Genomic DNA, 3,014 nt, shown 5'->3' with positions numbered 1-3,014 from the left:
CGATCTCGACCCGATAGCTCTCCCAGGTCCCGAGCCACCGCCGTAGCGATACACCCAGACCGCGATGCCCGTGGTAGACGTTCCCCTCGGACTCAGACAGGTCGTAGACGACCTGCTCGTCGATCGCCTCCAGCGCAGTCGCAGCGTCACCTCGGCCGTAGGCCTCAAACGTGCGGCGAGCGATCTCCACGTTCTGCTGAGACACCAAAGCGCAGTATCTCGCAGCCCGGCACCGCTGCTCCTCCTCGATCATAGGACGAGCCTCGGTGCGCGCGTCGGGCGGCCCGTCTGGCTGCTCCTTTTCATCGAAGCGGAAGTCTCCGGCGCCATACGGCTCATGGTCGGGTCGGCGGGAGGCGCCTGGTCCCGTGCGGCGCGTGCTGGCCCGACTGGTTCCGGTTTCCTCCCGCCGCCGCGTCGAACCGTGCATGCGGTTCTCCCGCACACGGCTCACCGACGTCCTTCACCGGCGGTATTCGGTTTGGCCCTCCAGTCCCGGAAGGGGCTGGGTGTGACGACGAGTCGGTCGAGGTTGATGAGTCCCATGCGGTTGGGCGACACGAAGGCCACGACGGTCATGCCGTAGCCAGCCTTCCGTTTGTGGCGTTTAGCCACGAAACGGGCGAGTCGCCTGAGCGCATAGGTCGTGATCCGAGTGAAGTGCAGGCGGCTGTTCCCGTAGCGGAAATAGTTCGCCCAGCCGCACAAGAACCGGTTGAGTTCCTGCACGATCACTTCGACCGGGTCGCGGAGCCGTTTGCGGTCCGTGATTTCACGGATCCGCTCGCGGGCTCGCTGCATTGCCTCTCGTGAGGGCCAGCGGGCGAGGAACCGCAGGTGCTTGTAGCCACGCTCGCCGCGCACCCGGCGATGGTCAAAGCCGAGGAACACGAGCCCCTCGCCTCCTTCTCGCAGGTGCACGATGCGGGTCTTGGCCGCTTTGAGCTCGAGGCCCAACTCGGCCAGGATCGACCGCAGCGACACCAGTGCCGCTTCGGCCTCCCGCTTGGTGTGGCACAGCACCACCAGGTCGTCCGCGAAGCGAACCAGCACCCCGGTCCCGCGCTCGGTCCAGCACCGGTCAAGCCGGTGCAGATAGACGTTGGCAAGGACGGGCGAGACAACCCCGCCCTGCGGAGTGCCGCTGACGTCGCGGCGGACCGCACCGTCTGCCATCACCCCTGCGCGCAACATCGCGCGCAGCAGCTTCAGCAGGGGGCGATCCGAGACCCGTTCCTCGATCGCCGACATCAACCCTGAGTGCGGGATCGCCTCAAAACAGTCGGCGATATCCGTCTCCAGCACCCACCGCCTGCCCTTCCAGGACTGATCGATCAGCACCTGGAGCGCGTCGTGCTGCGATCGCTTGGGTCGAAACCCGAACGAGCACGCCAGGAAGTCCGCCTCGAACACTGGCTCGATCACCAGCTTCACGGCGGCCTGGACGACGCGATCACGAACAGCAGGAATCGACAGCGGCCTTTGCTCGTCCGGCCTGCCGGGCTTCGGGATGAAAACCCTGCGAGCCGGCAGCGCTCGGTAGCTGCCGTCCTTCAACTCCGTGACCAGCTCGTCAAGCAACCGGCTCACGCCGTACTGCTCGACGTCGGCGATGGTCTGTCGGTCGATGCCGGCCGCGCCCTTATTGGCGCGCACCAGCTCCCACGCACGCTCCAACACGTCCCTCCTTGAGACCTTGTCACAGAGCGCATGGAACCGTCGTCCAGGATCGGCCTTGGCCGCCCGGTAAAGCGTTCGCTGTAGTTCTCGAACCTTGTCCTGCTTGGTGGTCCTAGCCACGAGTGGCACTCACCGGCCCTTCCCTATGCGTGACGCAATGGACGAAGCAGCGGCCCTTCCCTCACCGCGGGTTCTGTTGTCCCGTCGGCTCAAGCGGTACTACGGCCGCCTCCGACGCCCTCCCAGCACGCTGTCCACTTCCCGGCTGAGGGCCGGTTATAGGACGCGACGCTCCGGCAGCACCCTCATCCACGGGGCCACCGGGCCGGGGAGGGCCTCCCCAGTTCCCGCCGTCACCCTCTGAACGTTCCGAGCCCTACTACGCCGGGAGGTTCCTCGGGGCTGCAATCCAGGATCTCCACCCCTTCCATGGCCTTCGCCGTGACGATCGCGGCTCGGCTCCTCCTCTTCCCGCCCAAAGGCGGCGTCCTTACGACGCGTAACGGACTTCGCTTGCGCTTCGGACCGCTCAGTCGCTCCCCCTCAAGAGGGCTCTTGACGCTGCGCTTCGACCCCGGGCGTTTCCCCCCGAAGCCGGCAGCCTGCTACCGGGCCTCCTGACAGCTACCCGGACCGGACCTTCCCCGGCAGGCGACGACGAGCTTATGTTGGATCAGCTAACCAATCAGCACCTCCAACTCTGGGCGCACACCGCTCGGGACGAGAAGCAGGCGTCTCCCGCGCCTCACACGCTCGCCGCCGCCCGCGCAACGATGGCCGCCGCGGCATCCGGATCCTCGAGCTGCGGGTAGTGGCCGAGCTCCGGCATGCGCGTCAGCGGAGCAGCTGGCCTCAGCGCGAGCACGGCCTCGAGGACGGCCTCCGTGCAGATCGGGTCGCGGCCGGCCCACGCGAGCTCGAGCCGTCCCGGCCAGTTGCGCAGGGCGCCGTGCCAGCGCTCGGCGTGTGTGACGCGCTCGTGCAGGTAGTACGTGAGCCGGTCGAGGATTCGGTGCCCTCCGTTGTGGGCCAGCAGCGCCCACTGGTCGGCCGCTTCCTCGGGCGTAAGGGGATAGTCGGCGGAGAAGATCCTGGCGAACTGTGCGCGGAAGGCGCGTTCGTTGCTGAGTCGCGCCATCAGCGGGCCGAGGCGGCTGCGCAGGACCTTCTGGCTGATCGTGAGGCTCGCCTTCTCGATCACCATGCTGCCGTTGAACAGGAGCACGCCTGCGAGGGGGAACGAGAGCCGTCCTTCCAGGTCGCGCGCGAGCAGCTCCGTGGCGACCGACGTGCCCATATCGTGCGCTGCGAGGACGACGGGCTCTCCCGCGTAG

3 protein-coding genes are annotated in these 3,014 nt (G+C 67.3%); all 3 read right to left on the bottom strand.

What is annotated here, in order from left to right; translation table 11 throughout:
- Positions 1–253, bottom strand: a 253-nt coding sequence (locus VGV06_09425; GenBank protein HEV2055379.1) for a hypothetical protein, incomplete at its 3' end; no start/stop codon positions are given.
- Positions 254–450: 197 nt separating this feature from the next.
- Positions 451–1,680 carry a group II intron reverse transcriptase/maturase gene (gene ltrA / locus VGV06_09420; GenBank protein HEV2055378.1) on the bottom strand — a complete coding sequence of 410 codons (1,230 nt, stop codon included), beginning with the start codon at positions 1,678–1,680 and terminating at the stop codon, positions 451–453.
- 745 nt (positions 1,681–2,425) lie between these two features.
- On the bottom strand, positions 2,426–3,014 hold a 589-nt coding region (locus VGV06_09415; protein HEV2055377.1), incomplete at its 5' end, for an alpha/beta hydrolase.

Source organism: Candidatus Methylomirabilota bacterium (genome assembly GCA_035936835.1).
Lineage (GTDB): Bacteria > Methylomirabilota > Methylomirabilia > Rokubacteriales > CSP1-6 > AR37.
The sequence above is the reverse complement of the archived record's forward strand: the minus strand, read 5'-3'. Positions and strand labels throughout refer to the sequence as shown.